Source organism: Streptomyces sp. WG7 (genome assembly GCF_049975785.1).
GTDB lineage: Bacteria > Actinomycetota > Actinomycetes > Streptomycetales > Streptomycetaceae > Streptomyces.
This window is the reverse complement of the sequence record NZ_JBNGGE010000156.1, coordinates 1-1013: the sequence shown is the minus strand read 5'-3', so window position 1 is coordinate 1013 and position 1013 is coordinate 1. Positions and strand designations below refer to the sequence as shown.

General features: G+C 68.1%; 1 protein-coding gene. It reads left to right on the top strand.

Features of this window, described 5'->3' with window-relative positions:
* On the top strand, positions 1-1013 hold a 1013-nt coding region (locus ACP4J0_RS38490), incomplete at both ends, for a type I polyketide synthase (RefSeq protein WP_426604100.1).

Below are 1013 nucleotides of genomic sequence, written 5' to 3'. Positions count from 1 at the left end.
CGGCGGTGGGCGGCGATCCCGGGTGGGGAGCGCCCCGGTTTCCTGCAGGATCTGGTTCGCGGGCATGCGGCGGCTGTGCTGGGGCACCGGTCTGCGGAGCAGGTGGAGCTCGGCCGGCCGTTCAAGGATCTGGGGTTCGACTCGTTGACGGCGGTTGAGTTGCGTAACCGGCTCGCCTCGGCGACCGGGTTGCGGCTTCCCGCGACGCTGGTGTTCGACTATCCCACGGCCAGGGTTCTGGCCGATTACGTGGCTGGACTGCTTGGTGAGGCACCCGTCGAGTCCGACGTGGCGAGCCTGCCGCCGGTGGTGTCGCTGGAGGACGATCCGATCGTGATCGTCGGCATGGCGTGCCGTTACCCGGGGGGTGTGTCGGGCCCGGATGATCTTTGGCGTGTGGCTGCCGAGGGACGGGATGTGGTGTCGGAGTTCCCGGCCGACCGCGGCTGGGACCTGGAGGAGCTCTTCGGTTCGGGCGGGCCTGGGTCCGGTTCGGGCGCGTCGACTACGGGCCAGGGCGGTTTCCTGGAGGGGATCGGCGATTTCGATGCGGAGTTCTTTGGGATCTCTCCGCGTGAGGCGGTGGCGACTGATCCGCAGCAGCGGCTGTTGTTGGAGACGTCGTGGGAGGCATTGGAGCACTGCGGGATCGATCCGTCTTCCCTGGCGGGCAGTTCGGTCGGTGTGTTCGTCGGCGCCTTCGAATCTGGATACACGCGGGTGGCGAGCGACTCCGTCGACGATGTGGCGGGGCACCTGATGACGGGTGGTTCGCAGAGTGTGTTGTCGGGGCGGGTGGCGTATGTGCTGGGGTTGCAGGGCCCCGCGGTGACGGTGGACACGGCGTGTTCCTCGTCTCTGGTGGCGTTGCACTGGGCTTCGCAGGCGTTGCGGTCCCGTGAGTGTTCGATGGCTCTGGTCGGCGGTGTGACCGTGATGGCGACGCCGGATGCGTTCGTCGGGTTCTCCGTGCAGGGTGGGTTGGCGGTGGATGGGCGGTGCAAGGCGTTCGC